Genomic DNA, 13,586 nt, shown 5'->3' with positions numbered 1-13,586 from the left:
GTGAATTCGGCGGATGTCGCCGTCAGAGCTTGCGCAGGCGCACCGACTCCACCGCGTGCGCCGCCGCCTTCTTCAGCACGAGGGTGGCGCGGTGGCGCGTGGGCGCGACGTTCTCGCGGAGGTTGGGCAGGTTGATCTCGTTCCAGTAGCCGAGGGCCGTCGTGACGGCCTCCTCGTCGGAGAGGTCGGCGAACACGTTGAAGAACGAGCTCGGGTTGCTGAACGCACCGCGGCGCAGGGCCAGGAACCGGTCGACGTACCACTGGGCGATGTCGGCTTCGTCGGCATCCACATAGATCGAGAAGTCGAAGAGGTCGCTGACGGCGACGTCGTTGGGCGTCGGCGGCGGCGAGAGCACGTTGAGCCCCTCCACGATGACGACGTCGGGGCGGCGGACGGTGACGTGCGCATCGGGGACGATGTCGTAGCGCACGTGGGAGTAGAACGGGGCACGCACCTCCGCGGCGCCGGATTTGACCTCGGTGAGGAAGCTGACCAGGGCGCGACGGTCGTACGACTCCGGAAAGCCCTTGCGGTCCATCAGGCCGCGGCGCTCGAGCTCGGCGTTCGTGTAGAGGAAGCCGTCGGTGGTGACGAGCTCCACACGCGGCGTTCCCGGCCACCGGCTCATCAGTTCCCGCAGCAACCGCGCAATGGTGGACTTCCCGACCGCGACCGAACCGGCGACGGCGACCACGAACGGTGTCGTCGAGTCGGGTTCGCCGAGGAAGGCGGCCGTCTCGGCGCCGAGCCGCTTGGTGTTCTCGGCGTAGGTGCTCAACAGCCGGCTCAGCGGCAGATACACCTCGCGCACCTCGGCGAGGTCGAGCAGGTCGCCGATGCCGCGCAGCTGCACGACCTCGGTCTCGGTGAGCGGGGCGGGAATGCCGGCAGCCAAGCGTGCCCAGTCTGCGCGCCCGATCTCGCGGTACAGCGAGTCGATAGCCGTCTCGTCTTCGGTGGACATCGGGCCCACTCTATCTGTGGATACGCTGAACCCATGCGTCTCGGAGTCCTCGATATCGGCTCGAACACCGTCCACCTGCTCGTCGCCGATGTCCATCCCGGCGGACGCCCCCAGGCCACGACGAGCCAGCGCACGGTGCTGCGCCTCATGCGCTATCTCGAACCCGACGGCGCGATCAGCGAGGCGGGCGTTCAGGCGCTCGTGGATGCCGTCGCCCAGGCCCGTGCCGTCGCCCAGGCGGAGAACGTCGTGGAGCTGCTGGCGACCGCGACCAGCGCGGTGCGCGAGGCCGCGAACGGCGCCGAGGTGATCGCGCGCATCGAGGCCGCGCTCGGCCAGGAGCTGCAGGTGCTCGGCGGCGAGTCGGAGGCGCGGTTCACGTTCCTCGCGGTGCGCCGCTGGTTCGGGTGGTCGGCGGGGCAGATCCTGCTGTTCGACATCGGCGGGGGATCGCTGGAGATCGCCGCCGGCGCGGACGAGCTCCCCGACGTCGCCGCGTCGGTGCCGCTCGGCGCGGGACGGACCACCGTGGAGTTCCTCCCCCACGACCCGCCCGGCGAGGAGGCCGTGGAGGTGCTGCGCGAGCACGCGCGCGGCGTGCTCGCGCCCGTGGCCGCAGGCATGGCCGGTCAGCCCCGGCCGAACCACGTCGTGGGCTCGTCGAAGGCGATCCGCTCCCTCGCCAAACTCGCCGGCTACCCCGCGCCCGGGTGGAGCGGGAGCGAGCGGATGCTGCTGCCGCGCGGTGCGCTCGGCTCGTGGATTCCGCGCCTCGCGCGCATCCCGGCATCCGCCCGCCAGGAGCTGCCGGGCATCACGGCCGACCGCACCTTCCAGATCGTCGCCGCCGCCGTCGTGCTGCACACGGCGATGACGGCACTCGAGGTCGACGAGCTCGAGGTGAGCCCCTGGGCGCTGCGCGAAGGCGTGCTGCTGCGGTACATCGAGTCGCTGAGCTGGAAGGAGCCGGCCTGAGCGCCGCCGCTGCCCGTCGAGAAGGGAGCGACCCCTCCGTCGTGGGGGGTGCGGGGGGACGCTGACGGAGGGGCCGCGCACCCCTTTTGCCGGCGCGTAATCTGCGCCGATCGCCGCCTCAACCGCGGACGATGTCGGCGAGATCTTCGGCGATGCGCTGCGCATCGTCGTGCGACGCCGCCTCGACCATAACCCGCACCATCGGCTCGGTCCCCGACGGGCGCAGCAGTACCCGCCCGCTGTCCCCGAGAGCCGCTTCGGCGACCTGAACTCCGGCGAGGACGTCGGCGTCGGTCGCGCGGGAGCGCTCGACGCCGCGCACGTTGATGAGCACCTGCGGGAAGACCGTCATGACCGACGCGAGCTCCGCCAGCGAGCGCCCGGTCCGCGCCATCTCGGCACACAGGTGCAGTCCTGTCAGCACCCCGTCGCCGGTCGTGGCGTAGCGGCTCATGATGACGTGACCGCTCTGCTCGCCGCCGAGCGAATAGCCGCCCTCGTTCATCCGCTCCAGCACGTAGCGGTCGCCGACCGCGGTCTGCTCCACGGCGATGCCCTGCGCGGCCATCGCGCGGTGCAGCCCGAGGTTGCTCATGACGGTCGCGACGAGCGTGTCGTTCTTGAGCCGCCCGTCGCGCTTCATCGCGACGGCGAGGATCGCCATGATCTGGTCACCGTCGATCACGCGCCCCTCGGCATCCACCGCCAGGCACCGGTCGGCGTCGCCGTCGTGCGCGATGCCGACGTCGGCGCCGGTGCGCACGACCTCCGCAGACAGCTTCTCGAGGTGCGTCGATCCGTAGCCGTCGTTGATGTTGACGCCGTCGGGGTCGGCGCCGATGACCGTCACCTTCGCCCCGGCGTTGCGGAACGTCTCGGGAGAGACACCGGATGCCGCGCCGTGCGCGCAGTCCAGCACGACGTGCAGCCCGTCCAGGCGGTGCGGCAGGGACGCGAGCAGGTGGATCGCGTAGCGGTCCTCGGCATCCGAGAAGCGCACCACGCGCCCGACGTCGCCACCGGTGGGACGCAGCTTCTCCCCCGCCATCGCCTCTTCGATGCGTCGCTCGACCTCGTCGGGAAGCTTGACGCCGCCGCGGGCGAAGATCTTGATGCCGTTGTCGGGGGCAGGATTGTGGGATGCCGAGATCATGACGCCGAAGTCGGCGTCGATGTCGCCGATCAGGTAGGCAGCCGCCGGCGTGGGCAGCGTTCCGGCGTCGAGGACGTCGACGCCCGACGAGGCGAGCCCCGCTTCGACGGCCGCCGACAGGAACTGACCGGACACGCGAGGATCGCGCGCGATCACGGCGGTGAGCCGCTTGCCCGCGGCCTTTCGCGCCTCGGCGATACGGCCCTGGCCCAGGACGACGGCGGTCGCCTGGGCCAGGGTGAGCGCGAGGTCGGCGGTGAGGGGGCCGTTGGCCAGGCCCCGCACACCGTCCGTCCCGAACAGCGCCATGAAGCTTTAGCGCTTCGAGTACTGCGGAGCCTTGCGGGCCTTCTTGAGACCGGCCTTCTTGCGCTCCTTGACGCGGGCGTCGCGCGAGAGGAAGCCGGCCTTCTTCAGGGTCGGGCGGTTGTTCTCAGCGTCGATCTCGTTCAGCGCGCGGGCGATGCCCAGACGCAGCGCACCGGCCTGACCCGAGGGGCCGCCGCCGGAGATGCGGGCGATGACGTCGTAGCCACCCGCGAGGTCGAGCACCGTGAACGGGTCGTTGATGAGCTGCTGGTGCAGCTTGTTGGGGAAGTAGTCCTCGAGCGTGCGGCCGTTCACCGTGATGGTGCCGGAGCCGGGGATGAGGCGGACGCGCGCGATGGCCTGCTTGCGGCGGCCGACGGCGGCACCGGGAACCGACAGCACCGGGCGGGGCGCGGCAGCGGCCTCGACCGGAGCGCTCTCGGTGGTGTAGCTCTCCGCGTTGCCGAGGGTGTTCTCTTCGATGGAGTCAGCGATCTTCGCCATGAGTTGTCCTTATATCTCTCGGCGCGCTTACTGAGCGACCTGGCCGAAGGTGTACGGGGTGGGCTGCTGGGCCGCGTGCGGGTGCTCGGCGCCCACGTAGACCTTCAGCTTCGACAGCTGCTGGCGACCCAGGCTGTTCTTGGGGAGCATGCCGCGGATCGCCTTCTCGACGGCGCGGACCGGGTTCTTCTCGAGGAGCTCGGCGTAGGAGGTGGCCGTGAGCCCACCCGGGTAGCCCGAGTGGCGGTAGGCCATCTTCTTCTGGAGCTTCTGACCCGTGAGGGCGACCTTCTCGGCGTTGACGACGATGACGAAGTCACCGGTGTCCATGTGGTTCGCGAAGGTGGGCTTGTGCTTGCCGCGGAGGATGGCGGCGGCGTGCGAGGCGAGGCGTCCGAGAACGACGTCGGTCGCGTCGATGACGACCCACTCGCGGGTCACTTCACCGGCCTTGGGGGTGTAGGTGCGCGTCACAGTAGTGCTGCTTTCTTGATTCGAACGGAGAGGTTCGTGAATCCCGCTCCGGGGTGGTTCGCTGCGCGCACACGAGATACGGACAGGTGAACACGCCAGTGGAGGGCTCACGTTCGTGGCGTCGGCCGCAGGCAGCACGAGCACCAAAGGGAGAGTCTACGCTACGCGCTCATCACAGCCAAACCCGCCGAGAGGACGCGGACGGAATGGTTCACAACGTCCCGTGAAAAAAGGGCGACCGAGGAGCCGAAGGGATACTCCGACTCCTCGGTCGCGGCGGCCGCACGCGGGGGGTCGGCGACCGCCAACCGGTCGTGTGGGGACACTACCGGGGGTTGGGGGGACAGGCGCTGCGGGCGAGGCTCACTGTTCCTGTGTTGTCGGTCACCAGACTACCGGTCGGAGGCCGTCTCCACCGCAGGCTGCGCCGGAGAATCGGTCACGGAATCCAGGCCCGCGGCGAACTGCTTGATCCACGGACGCAGCTCGGGCCCGAGGTCGTCGCGGTCGCAGGCGAGCTGCAGGATCGCCTTGATGTAGTCGACCCGGTCGCCGGTGTCGTAGCGGCGCCCGCCGAAGACGACGCCGTACACGCCGGGCCCGTCCGGATCGGCCGCGAGCTCGCGGAGGGCATCGGTGAGCTGGATCTCGCCGCCCTTGCCGGGCTCGGTGTGCGCGAGCACTCCGAACACCTCCGGACCCAGCACGTAGCGGCCGATGACAGCGAGGTTGGAGGGGGCAACCTCGCGGGCGGGCTTCTCGACGAGGTCGAGGATGCGGACCGATCCGTCATCGCCGCGAGCTCCGACGGTGGCGACACCGTAGAGATGGACCTGTTCGGGATCGACCTCCATGAGCGCGACGACGGCACCGCCGGTGCGCTCGTGGACCGCGAGCATGGTCGGAAGGAGCGGGTCGCGCTCATCGATGAGGTCGTCGCCGAGCATGACGACGAACGAGGAGTCGCCGACGTACGAGGCCGCTCGCGACACGGCGTGCCCGAGCCCGCGCGGTTCGCCCTGACGGGTGATGTGGATGTCGGCGAGCTGCGACGAGTGGGCGACCTTGCCGAGCTTTGCGCTGTCGCCCTTCGTCGTCAGCGCCGTCTCGAGCTCGGGGACCGAGTCGAAATGGTTGGCGATGTTGTTCTTGTTGCGGCCGACGATGATGAGCACGTCGCGGATGCCGGCGGCCACCGCCTCTTCGACGACGTACTGGATGGCCGGCTTGTCGACGACGGGCAGCATCTCTTTGGGCATCGCCTTGGTGGCGGGAAGGAACCTCGTGCCGAGGCCCGCAGCGGGGATGACGGCCTTGTAGCGAAGGGACATGCGATCTCCTGCGGGGCGTGAAGGGGGGTCTGCTCCGAGGCGCGCAGCGACGCGCGCGTACGGCGAGCATAGCGCCCGCAGAAGATCGCTCTGTGTCGGCCGGGCGACGGCCAGATGACGTGCCGACTCAGGCCGGGGCGGCGATCCGGGTCGTCGGCACGGTCGATTCGAGCACGACCTCGCGCCCGTCCTGATAGAGGAGCGTTCGTCCCGCGAAGGGCCGCATGGGCATGACCGCGCGAGGCAGCTCACCGGCCGATGCGACGCGCACGTGAAGGTCTCCCCCGGCATCCGTGGAGATGTCGATCCGTGCCGCGCGCGCACCGGAGTGCTTGACCGCGTTGACGAGGGCCTCGTTGACGACCTCCGAGACGATGGGGGCGGCCTCGGCACCGTCCACGGCCGACGCCGCGGCGTCGTCGATGCGGGTCTCCAGCACCATGATCGGCTCCCACCCCGCCAGCATCCGCCGCAAGGCGCCCACCGTCTCGATCTCCGACGTCGGCACGGGCACGAGCACCTCGTCGAGCGCCCGGTCGGTGTCGACACGGAACTGCGCGATGTCGTCGGCCGTCGGCGGATTCTCGTCGACGCGAGCGGCGAAGATCACGCAGAGCCCCTGCACGCGCCCGTGGAGAGTGGATGCCGCATGCAGCAACGGAGCCTGCGCTCGCCGCACGCGGTCGGCGAACTCGCCCGCGGCGCGGGCGAGCTCTCGGGTGGCATCGGCCTCGTCGGTGCGTGCCCACCGATACGTGTCGATCGCGAGGGAGAGGACGATGGCTGTCAGCGGCATCGCGAACACGGGGATGATCATCAGCGCCCCGGTGTCCGGCAGCAGGAGACGCCCCACGACCGCGGACGTCATTCCCGCCAACGTCCACACGAGCAGGAAGATCGCTCCTCGGCCACGGCGGACGTCGCCCGGCAATGCGCGAAGCACGGCACCGGCGGCGAGATCGAGCAGGAAGACGGCGACGCCCGCGATGACCACGTCGAAGACGTCTCCCACCGTCAGCAGATACGGCGCAGCCATGAGCAGGTAGAGCGCCCCGACCCACAGCAGCGGCGTCGGCTGGAGCCGCTCGAGCCCGTGACGGTGCCGAGTGGCGCGAGACCGCGGCACCGACAGCGCGGGAACCGGCGCACTGGCGGCGGCCATCTCCTCCAGGCGGTGGCTCGCGGCGCGCACGCGTTCGGAGAAGTCGCGCACGGCGTCGAAGTCGATCACCCGCGCCAGCATCGCGTCGCGCTCGGCCCGAAGCTCCGCGACGAGGCTCCGGATGACCAGACGTGCGTCACGGTCGCCGGTGACGACCTGCTTGGTCGCGGCATCCAAGCGACCCAGGGCGTGGGCAAGACGGTCGGCGGTCGCACGCGTCTGTTGATACTGGGTGGTGATGATCGCGACGAGGGTGAACAGACCGAAAGCCACGATGACGTTGGTGCCGATGCGCGCCGCCCACACGCCGCCGGAGCGGCCGTTGTAGAGGAGGTGGATGAACGTCTCGTTGAGGATCGGACGCGCGGTCGCGACGAGCAGCAGCGTGACGGTGACCAGGAGCGCACGAGAGCGGTGATCGCGCATTCGGCGTTCGGCGGCAGCCACGGCGAGAACGGGAAGGGCGAGGACGACCCAGCTGAGCACAGCCGCGGCAATGCCTTGCACATAGCCGTCACGGGTGCCCTCCACGATGGCGACGAGCAGAAGCGCCGAAACGGGCAGCGACACGACCGCGCTCCAGCGCGTGAAGAAGCGGCCACTTCCGGCGGTGTCCCAATACGCTGACACCACGTCGATCGCGCGCGGCTCACGCCGGGCCATCAGCTCAACCCCACCATTCCTACCCCCAAGTAGTAGTCAGTGTAGCCATTCGTCTACATGGAGGGGAGAGGGAATTCCTTATAATCCGCCGGTATTCTCGTCGCGACGGGGCGACCCGGTAGAAGGGAAGCCCGATGACGAAAGACGCCGGTTCTGCCCCCTTCGGTCGGCGTCTCGCGCCGACCTGGCAGACGCGACTGGCGCGGTGGGGGCGAAGTGCCCGGGCATGGTTGTCAGCGTACGTGATCGCGCTCGCGCTGATCGCGTTCTGGCCCGTTCCCGTCGACTCCGGGGCCGGGCCACTGCTGCGAGCGGTGACGCGGCTCTTCCCGCTGCTGACCTACGCGCGGATCGAGTTCGGCGCGAACATCCTGCTGTTCGTGCCGCTGGGTTTCCTTCTGACGCTGATTCTCGCGCGCGATCGGTGGCTGGTGATGCCGATCGCGTTCCTTACGACCGTCACGATCGAGACCGGCCAGGCCATCGCGCTGTCCGCGCGGACACCGAGCGTGCTCGACATCATCGCGAACACGGCCGGCGCCTGCCTGGGCATCGTGCTCGCCGTCTTCGCGGAGACGCTCGCGCGGGCGCGGGCGGAGCGTCCGACGACGTAAGTGCGCCGCGTGCCCGACGGAGGGATGCGGTCGCCCCGCGCCAGCCCCCCGGCAGGGGCAGGGCGACCGCCTTCCATTGGTGACATCTGGGGTTCGTCACCGCATGGGGATGGGGCACGCCCATCATCGACCACCCGGGGCGGCTCGTGGGGCTAGATGAGAGGAATCTCACCCATCGCGGTCTCGCGCTCGGCTCCCCCGTGCGCGAGATAGGCGCGCACGGCATCGACTCTGGCATTGCGTGCGGGGTCGGACCCCACGCCGAGCACGGCGTACGCCGCCCGCAGGTGCGACTCGACGGAGCGGGGCGAAAGGGCCAGTCGCCGGGCGATCGCCGTGTTGCTGAGACCCTCGGCGACGAGGGATCGCGCCTCGCGCTGGCGGGCACTGAGGCGGCACAGCGGGCTCTCGCGCCATTCGACGCTCTCCGCCCGGATGGCGGGATCGAGCACGCGGCGCCCGGCGGCGACCGACGTGAGGGCGTACACGAGAGCCGGGGACGTGAGCGAGAGGTTCTTGGAGAGCACGGCCCAGCCGGCCGCGTCTTGCGCCGGCACGCGGCGCAGGAGATCCCGCGTTTCGGGCGCCGCGAGCACGACGATCCCGAGGCGGCTCGATCGGGCACGCAGAGCTTCGCCGAGCGGAACCCCGCCGCCGTCGGGAACGTGCGGGCCGATGAGGGCCACATCGATCGCACGTTCGGTCGCCTCGATGGCGGCGCGGGCAGAGTCGCAGAGCGCGACGGCACGCATGCCCGACTGCTGATCGATGAGGCGTGCGAGCAGATCTCGAAGGAGGGGTTGCCTTTCCACGACGAGGACGCGCACCGAGCGCGGCCGGTCGGTCACGCCCGGCTGGTGGCGTCGCCGCCGCGGTGCGTGGCGGTCGCGAGGTAGCGGGCGACGGAGATGTCGCGGCCGGCGAGACCGGCCGCGCGGCCGGTGAGGCGACTCCAGAGGCTGGGGGCGACGCGCACCATCGTGATGCCCTCGGCGCGCAGCTGGCGGGCCGTGGGCGGGTCGAGGTAACGGCGCGAGGGCGCGGGCTGCCAGTGCGCGTTGACGTAGATCTCCACAATGCGAGCGTCGCCGGCTCGACTCATCGTCACTCCTCATTTCCCCAAGATGCGACCCGCCGACCGCAGGCCCGGCGCATCCGGCGAGGGAGGCGCAGCGCTGCAGAAAGTGCTCCGTTCCCAGAAACGGGTCGGTCGCGCCGGCCCCAAGACCGGACGCAGCATCATTGTGTCGCAGCGCGAAAGAGCGCATCGTCCGATATCCGCGATTTCACGAGAGTTTTACGTGGAAGCACGTAGGGGCGCAGACGCCGGCGATCGCGCGGTCGGACTGGGAGCGTTCCCGCGACGACGCTTTGACACGGCCGCGACCGCTGGCTGTGCCGCGAGGGGCGGAGTTGACTCGACGGTATGAGCGTGTACCCACCGGCGGGGATCGCGGCGCCCGCGCGGCGCGGCACCGTGGCGGTGTTCCTGGGCGTCACCTTCGCCGTCACCTGGGGGCTGTGGCTGCCGCTTCTCGTCGACGCACGCACCGCGCCGTCGGGCACGCTCGACACCGTGCCGGCCACCTTCTTCGTCGCGTCGGCGGGACCGGCGGTCGGAGCCGTAGCGGCGACCTGGTTCGCGGCGGGGCCGGCGGCCGTGGTGAGGTGGGCACGACGCATCCTGCGCCTGCGGTTCGGTGGGTTCTGGTGGTTCGCCGCGCTGGGGATGCCGGTGCTGTACTACCTGATCGGCTACTTCGCCGCCGCGTTCGCCGCGGGCGGCTGGCCCGACCCGGTCGCCTTCGGCACCACCGCAAAGCTGCCGGGCGTGCCCTGGCCTCTGGTCGCACTGGTGTGGGCGGCGACGTTCGGCCTCGGCGAGGAGGCCGGGTGGCGCGGATGGCTGCTTCCCGTGCTCGCGGAGCGCGTCACGGTGTTCTGGGCGTCGGTGCTGGTCGCCGCGGTCTGGATCGTCTGGCACGCTCCGGCGTTCTTCTTCAATCCGACGTATCAGGCGATGGGCGCGGGCATCGTCGGGTGGATGCTGACCCTGGTGCTCGGATCGTTCGTGTTGTCGTGGATGACGGCCGGCGCAGGGTGGAGCATCGTGCCCGTGGTGCTCTGGCACGCCGGCTTCGATCTGCTGACCGCGGCGGATCAGTCTGCGGGGGTGATCGCGTCGACGATCAGCGCCGTCGTCATGGTGCAGGGTGCGGTGTGCGCGGTGCTGCTGTGGCGCCGGCGGATGGCGCGGCATCCCCGGCACTCTCCTCGCTCAGCGGCAGCGTGAGCTTCAGGCGGGCGCCGGTGCGCGAGCGCCCGCCGTGGAGCGTTTCGAGCACGAGCTGTCCGCCGAGCACCTGCGCTCGTCGCCGAAGGCGCGCCAGCCCCGACGGCGCCGGTGTCGCCGGCGGCGCGGAGACGTTGTTGCCGACCACGACGAGCAGGATGCCGCCGCTCTCGCGCGCCGAGAAGACGACGTGGTCGGCCGAGCCGTGGCGAAGCGCGTTGGAGAGGGCGTCCTCGATGACCCGCACCACCAGAACGCGGGCTTCGTGGGAGAGACGGCTCTGAAAAGCCGAGAAGACGGCGTCGTCGGGCGCCGTGACGGCCACCGACGGCGCCAGGCGCACGACGAGCGCACGCACGGCCGGTGCGAGCCCGACCGGGTCATCCCGCCGAGGTCCAGGGCGACGTCGTGCGCTGCAGGTAGCTGCGTACCGCCTCGACACGCGGGTTGCGCTCGCGACGGGCCGGAATGCCGAGCAGGCCGCAGGCCGCATTGAGGTGCGTGTCGACGGAGCGGGGCGAGATGCCCAACCGGGCGGCGATCGCCGCGTTGGTCACGCCTCGGCGACGAGGGCGACCACTTCGCGCTGGCGCCGGCTGAGCCGGGTGAGCGGGCTGTTGCGGCGGATCTCGCGTTGAGCGCGGATCGCGGGATCGAGCACGGTGCGCCCGGCGGCGACGGCGCGGATGGCGTAGACGAGCGCGGATGCCGACAGCGAGGAGTTCTTGGAGAGAAAGCCCCACCCGGCGGCCTCGCTGCCCGGAACCTCCAGGAGGGTGCTGATCGAGTCCGACGCGGAGAGCACGAGGATGCCCGCAGATCCTGCACCACGTGGCGTCGGCGGGCAACGCGATTCCGTATACGACGTGGGTGGGCGAAGGGGCGGAGCAGCGCGATGTCGATCATTGCCCGCCCGTTCCGGGATCAGCGCGGCGCCCGGCGGGGCGCGGACGACGGACGAGGAGCGACGGCGCCAGCTGGCGCATCTCATGGGCGCGGACGATCACCGCCCGACGACGCGAGACCCGGCGTTCGCCCCCGCCATGCGGTGCGGGCGAATCCGGCGACGCTGTCGGTGCGGCCGGATCATCCGGTCGGCACGATCGCGAGCCTCGTGATGATCGCCGTCTGAGTCAGCGCGTGTGAAGCAGGGTGACGCCCTGGGCGGTGAGCTCGCGCGCGGTCGGGTCGGCGTCGGCGACGTCGGCGATGATCGCGGTGACGGCGTCGAGGGCGAGCACGCCGTAGCGAGAGGCGGTGCCGATCTTCTCGTCGCTGCCGAGCACGTAGGTGTCGGCGGCGCGGGCGGCGAGCGCGCGTTTCATGGCGGCTTCGTCGGCGTCGCCGGTGGTGAGGCCGGCGGTGGGGTGGATGCCGGTGACGCCCACGAAGAAGTGACCCCGCGCTGATGGCGAAGAACCTGAAACGGCTCGAGACGGCGGCGTGGCCGCTGTTTCGAGCCGGTCATCTGCCGATGATCGGCGAATGGGTGGCGCTGCCGGTGCTCGACAGTGCGGGGGCGACGGGCCCGGCCGACCCGCTGGCGGCGGAGGTGATGTACCCGACGGCGGAGCGCCTGCTGCAGCGCTGCGATGCGGTGCTGCGCCTGCCGGGAGCGTCGCGCGGTGCGGATCGGGACGTCGCGATCGCCGAGGCGCGCGGCCTGCCGGTGTACTACGCCCTCGAGGATGTGCCGGGCGTGACGGCGTCGACTCCGTCGGAGGGCGCCGCACCGCTGTCGTGACGCCGCCGCGCCGCGGTTCTGACGACCGCGCGCCGGTGCACGGCATGCCGGACAGCCAGCGTGCGGATCAGAACGGCGGTACGGAGTCGGCCGTCACCGGCGGTGGCGCGGGACTCACGACGAACGCGACCGGCGGCACGGGTGCGTCTTCACGGTAGAGGCGGCCGGTCGGAGATGTCCATTCCAGAACGCCGCCGGGATGTTGTCGCACCCTCCACGCCGTGAACTGCTTCATCGAATGGTGCCGCTGGCACAGGTGGGCGAGGTTCCACAGCGCGGTAGGTCCACCTCGGGCATGGTCGATGGTGTGGTCGATCTCGCAGCGGATGGCCGCGCGGCGGCATCCGGGAAAACGGCAGTGCTGGTCGCGGGCGCGCAGGAATCGCCGTTGCGGTCCGGCGGTGCGGTACCGGTCGACCGCGATGACGGTGCCGTCGACGGGATCGGTGAGCACGCGTGCGAGGGAGTGGGTCTCGGCAGCGAGGCACCGCGCGGTGTCGGCGTCGATGGGTGCGCGCCCGACCAGGTCGACCGGGCCGTCGTCGGCGCCGAGCAGGGTGAGGGCGGGCACGATGACCTGCACCTGGGCGCGGATGGCGCCGAGCGTTCCCGGCCCGTCGCCGTACGCGGTCGGATCGAGCGCCGGCGCGCCCGTCAGCAGCAGGTCGCTGAGCACGTCGGCACGCACCTGATCGGTGGTGCGCGGATCGTCGTCGACGGGAGTGCGCGCATTGATGATGACCGTCGCCTGCTGCGTGAGGCGGTCCATGACCCCTTCCGCGATGATGGTCGGAACCGTCGCGATGAGATCGGACATGCCCTGGGCGCCCGGCACCACCCGTACCCGTCGGCCGCGGCTCGCCTCCGCGTGCCGTTCGGTGAATGAGCGCTCGGCGCAACGTTCGGCGAGGATCTCGACCGCGGAACGCACCCGGTTGGGGGTGTCGCCGGCGCACAGCCGAATCGCCTCCGCCTCGAACGGGGCCTTGCGATCGGCAGGCACGCACGCCCCGGCATCCAGGATCACGCGCACGTGGGCGCGGGTGAGGCGCCCGGCCGCCCACGCGTCGAGGGTGGCGGGGTAGCTCTCGACGAGTTCGCGCGCCTCTCCGATGCGCTGCTGCACCGTGCGGTCGGTCACCCGCATGACACCGCCGAGCTCGGCGGCGATCGAACGCAGGGCCATGTCATGCACGCGCACCGAGCCCCGCTGGGTGGCGGCCTGACGCTCGGCGAGCTGGCCGGCCCGCGCGAGCAGCTTCACCTCAGCGACCTGCGCCGCCGAGACCTCTGCCAGCACCGTCTCGGTCTCGGCGACCAGCGCCGCAAGCGCCGACAGCTGGTCGCTGTCTTCGCTCATCGGCGTGGTCTCTTCCATGTCTCAAGGGTAGCGACAC

General features: G+C 70.8%; 17 protein-coding genes. 4 read left to right on the top strand and 13 right to left on the bottom strand.

Annotated elements, in window-relative coordinates; genetic code table 11:
- Positions 1 to 22 precede the first annotated feature (22 nt).
- Positions 23 to 967 (bottom strand): type I pantothenate kinase, encoded by a 945-nt coding sequence (coaA, locus tag ABS64_RS06625; protein WP_292682008.1) that lies wholly within the window; start codon positions 965 to 967, stop codon positions 23 to 25.
- Positions 968 to 1,000: 33 nt separating this feature from the next.
- Between coaA and ABS64_RS06620 the strand changes: the two genes are divergently transcribed.
- Entirely contained in the window at positions 1,001 to 1,942 is a 942-nt protein-coding gene (locus tag ABS64_RS06620) for a Ppx/GppA phosphatase family protein (protein WP_292682006.1), read from the top strand.
- 118 nt (positions 1,943 to 2,060) lie between these two features.
- Here ABS64_RS06620 and glmM read toward each other — a convergent pair whose 3' ends face one another.
- The 5 genes from glmM to ABS64_RS06595 all read right to left on the bottom strand — a co-directional run bounded on the left by glmM (position 2,061) and on the right by ABS64_RS06595 (position 7,538).
- Complete coding sequence (glmM, locus tag ABS64_RS06615; protein ID WP_292682004.1) at positions 2,061 to 3,404, bottom strand: phosphoglucosamine mutase; 1,344 nt, start codon at positions 3,402 to 3,404, stop codon at positions 2,061 to 2,063.
- A gap of 6 nt (positions 3,405 to 3,410) precedes the next feature.
- Positions 3,411 to 3,908 (bottom strand): 30S ribosomal protein S9, encoded by a 498-nt coding sequence (gene rpsI, locus ABS64_RS06610; protein WP_061682875.1) that lies wholly within the window; start codon positions 3,906 to 3,908, stop codon positions 3,411 to 3,413.
- Between the two features lie 27 nt (positions 3,909 to 3,935).
- Complete coding sequence (rplM, locus tag ABS64_RS06605; protein WP_005050409.1) at positions 3,936 to 4,382, bottom strand: 50S ribosomal protein L13; 447 nt, start codon at positions 4,380 to 4,382, stop codon at positions 3,936 to 3,938.
- Positions 4,383 to 4,774: 392 nt separating this feature from the next.
- Positions 4,775 to 5,713, bottom strand: coding sequence for a UTP--glucose-1-phosphate uridylyltransferase (locus tag ABS64_RS06600; protein WP_292681999.1), 939 nt, complete (start codon positions 5,711 to 5,713; stop codon positions 4,775 to 4,777).
- 127 nt (positions 5,714 to 5,840) lie between these two features.
- Positions 5,841 to 7,538 carry an ATPase gene (locus ABS64_RS06595; protein WP_292681996.1) on the bottom strand — a complete coding sequence of 566 codons (1,698 nt, stop codon included), beginning with the start codon at positions 7,536 to 7,538 and terminating at the stop codon, positions 5,841 to 5,843.
- A 134-nt stretch (positions 7,539 to 7,672) separates the two neighbouring features.
- On the opposite strand from ABS64_RS06595, the gene ABS64_RS06590 reads away from it, so the two are divergent.
- Positions 7,673 to 8,152: a VanZ family protein gene (locus tag ABS64_RS06590; protein WP_061682872.1), complete on the top strand. Its 480-nt coding sequence runs from the start codon at positions 7,673 to 7,675 to the stop codon at positions 8,150 to 8,152.
- A gap of 152 nt (positions 8,153 to 8,304) precedes the next feature.
- Here ABS64_RS06590 and ABS64_RS06585 read toward each other — a convergent pair whose 3' ends face one another.
- Together ABS64_RS06585 and ABS64_RS06580 are read right to left on the bottom strand one after the other, a co-directional pair.
- On the bottom strand, positions 8,305 to 9,000 hold the full coding sequence (locus tag ABS64_RS06585; RefSeq protein ID WP_292681993.1) for a response regulator transcription factor: 696 nt from the start codon (positions 8,998 to 9,000) through the stop codon (positions 8,305 to 8,307).
- A complete protein-coding gene (locus tag ABS64_RS06580) occupies positions 8,997 to 9,254 on the bottom strand; it encodes a hypothetical protein (protein ID WP_292681991.1) in 258 nt (85 codons plus the stop codon). The genes ABS64_RS06585 and ABS64_RS06580 overlap by 4 nt, the downstream gene beginning before the upstream one ends.
- Before the next feature lie 324 nt (positions 9,255 to 9,578).
- On the opposite strand from ABS64_RS06580, the gene ABS64_RS06575 reads away from it, so the two are divergent.
- On the top strand, positions 9,579 to 10,445 hold the full coding sequence (locus ABS64_RS06575) for a CPBP family intramembrane glutamic endopeptidase (protein WP_292681989.1): 867 nt from the start codon (positions 9,579 to 9,581) through the stop codon (positions 10,443 to 10,445).
- Here the strand turns inward: ABS64_RS06575 and ABS64_RS06570 are convergent.
- The 4 genes from ABS64_RS06570 to ABS64_RS06555 all read right to left on the bottom strand — a co-directional run bounded on the left by ABS64_RS06570 (position 10,354) and on the right by ABS64_RS06555 (position 11,833).
- Positions 10,354 to 10,803, bottom strand: coding sequence for a hypothetical protein (locus ABS64_RS06570; protein WP_292681986.1), 450 nt, complete (start codon positions 10,801 to 10,803; stop codon positions 10,354 to 10,356). The two genes, ABS64_RS06575 and ABS64_RS06570, sit on opposite strands and share 92 nt — an antisense overlap.
- Positions 10,804 to 10,825: 22 nt before the next feature.
- Positions 10,826 to 11,002: a hypothetical protein gene (locus ABS64_RS06565; protein ID WP_288120135.1), complete on the bottom strand. Its 177-nt coding sequence runs from the start codon at positions 11,000 to 11,002 to the stop codon at positions 10,826 to 10,828.
- Positions 10,999 to 11,250, bottom strand: a complete 252-nt coding sequence (locus ABS64_RS06560; RefSeq protein ID WP_288120133.1) for a hypothetical protein — start codon at positions 11,248 to 11,250, stop codon at positions 10,999 to 11,001. The genes ABS64_RS06565 and ABS64_RS06560 overlap by 4 nt, the downstream gene beginning before the upstream one ends.
- Before the next feature lie 328 nt (positions 11,251 to 11,578).
- The gene (locus ABS64_RS06555) at positions 11,579 to 11,833 is read right to left on the bottom strand and encodes a hypothetical protein (RefSeq protein ID WP_292681980.1); all 255 of its coding nucleotides are present in this window, start codon (positions 11,831 to 11,833) and stop codon (positions 11,579 to 11,581) included.
- A 20-nt stretch (positions 11,834 to 11,853) separates the two neighbouring features.
- Between ABS64_RS06555 and ABS64_RS06550 the strand changes: the two genes are divergently transcribed.
- Positions 11,854 to 12,189 carry a DUF4406 domain-containing protein gene (locus ABS64_RS06550; RefSeq protein WP_292681978.1) on the top strand — a complete coding sequence of 112 codons (336 nt, stop codon included), beginning with the start codon at positions 11,854 to 11,856 and terminating at the stop codon, positions 12,187 to 12,189.
- 67 nt (positions 12,190 to 12,256) lie between these two features.
- On the opposite strand, the gene ABS64_RS06545 is transcribed toward ABS64_RS06550, so the two are convergent.
- Complete coding sequence (locus ABS64_RS06545) at positions 12,257 to 13,567, bottom strand: HNH endonuclease signature motif containing protein (protein ID WP_292681977.1); 1,311 nt, start codon at positions 13,565 to 13,567, stop codon at positions 12,257 to 12,259.
- Between the last annotated feature and the right edge of the window lie 19 nt (positions 13,568 to 13,586).

This window comes from Microbacterium sp. SCN 69-37 (assembly GCF_001724435.1).
In the GTDB taxonomy this organism is placed as follows: Bacteria; Actinomycetota; Actinomycetes; order Actinomycetales; family Microbacteriaceae; genus Microbacterium; species Microbacterium laevaniformans.
This window is presented reverse-complemented; position numbering and strand designations above follow the sequence as displayed.

Coding starts and splice junctions, on each gene's coding strand:
- coaA (WP_292682008.1), bottom strand. CDS start 967: ATGTCCACCGAAGACGAGACGGCTATCGACTCGCTGTACCGCGAGATC.
- glmM (WP_292682004.1), bottom strand. CDS start 3,404: ATGGCGCTGTTCGGGACGGACGGTGTGCGGGGCCTGGCCAACGGCCCC.
- ABS64_RS06595 (WP_292681996.1), bottom strand. CDS start 7,538: ATGGCCCGGCGTGAGCCGCGCGCGATCGACGTGGTGTCAGCGTATTGG.
- ABS64_RS06590 (WP_061682872.1), top strand. CDS start 7,673: ATGACGAAAGACGCCGGTTCTGCCCCCTTCGGTCGGCGTCTCGCGCCG.
- ABS64_RS06620 (WP_292682006.1), top strand. CDS start 1,001: ATGCGTCTCGGAGTCCTCGATATCGGCTCGAACACCGTCCACCTGCTC.
- ABS64_RS06600 (WP_292681999.1), bottom strand. CDS start 5,713: ATGTCCCTTCGCTACAAGGCCGTCATCCCCGCTGCGGGCCTCGGCACG.
- ABS64_RS06580 (WP_292681991.1), bottom strand. CDS start 9,254: ATGAGTCGAGCCGGCGACGCTCGCATTGTGGAGATCTACGTCAACGCG.
- rpsI (WP_061682875.1), bottom strand. CDS start 3,908: ATGGCGAAGATCGCTGACTCCATCGAAGAGAACACCCTCGGCAACGCG.
- ABS64_RS06550 (WP_292681978.1), top strand. CDS start 11,854: ATGGCGAAGAACCTGAAACGGCTCGAGACGGCGGCGTGGCCGCTGTTT.
- ABS64_RS06575 (WP_292681989.1), top strand. CDS start 9,579: ATGAGCGTGTACCCACCGGCGGGGATCGCGGCGCCCGCGCGGCGCGGC.
- ABS64_RS06545 (WP_292681977.1), bottom strand. CDS start 13,567: ATGGAAGAGACCACGCCGATGAGCGAAGACAGCGACCAGCTGTCGGCG.